1 protein-coding gene is annotated in these 698 nt (G+C 43.3%); it reads left to right on the top strand.

Annotated features, from left to right (window positions below; translation table 11 throughout):
• Positions 1–698: gag-polypeptide of LTR copia-type domain-containing protein (locus HX793_RS32185; RefSeq protein ID WP_178905609.1), on the top strand; the 698-nt coding region annotated here is incomplete at both ends.

The raw sequence follows: 698 nt of genomic DNA, 5'->3' as shown, positions 1-698 counted from the left end.
TCCTTGAAGGAGAAAAACTTAACCATACCAACTTTTTGGATTGGCACCGTAGTGTGAGAATTGTTCTCAAACAAGAAAAGAAAGAATATGTTCTCAATGAACCACTTCCAGAAGAGCCCCCTGCCATTCCTAAGCCCGCACACGATGCATGGCTTAAAAAGATGGATGATTCCATCGATGCATCATGCCTCATGTTGGCAACCATGATTCCCGACCTTCAGAAGGATTTGGAGAATCATTCAGCCTATGACATGATTCATCAACTAAAGGAAATGTTCCAACAACTTGCAAGAACGGAAAGGTTCGAAACTGTTCGGGCTTTCCATGCTTGCAAGATGGAGGATGGGCAGTCGGTAAGCTCTTATGTGCTCAAAATGAAGAGTCACATTGATCATTTGGCACGTCTTGGAGTTGTGATGCCCGAAGAGCTAGCAACGGATATGATCCTTAACTCCTTGACAAAGTCCTTTGATCCTTTTGTCATGAATTATAACATGAATGGTTTAAACAAGACTATCCCGGAATTACATGGGATGCTAATTACCGCGGAAAAGAATCTGCCTAAGAAAACCACTCAAGTTCTCATGATCAAGGAAGGTGGCACAAAGAGAACTAGACCAGAACACCCCACCAACTCCAAGGGCAAGGGGAAAGCAAAAGTTTTCAAAGGTAAGGGCAAGAAAGTTGTCCAACCTTCC

The sequence above is a fragment of the Pseudomonas reactans genome, assembly GCF_013387025.1.
Taxonomy (GTDB): domain Bacteria; phylum Pseudomonadota; class Gammaproteobacteria; order Pseudomonadales; family Pseudomonadaceae; genus Aquipseudomonas; species Aquipseudomonas reactans.
Note: the sequence above shows the minus strand (reverse complement) of the source record. Positions and strands in the feature narration are given on the sequence as shown.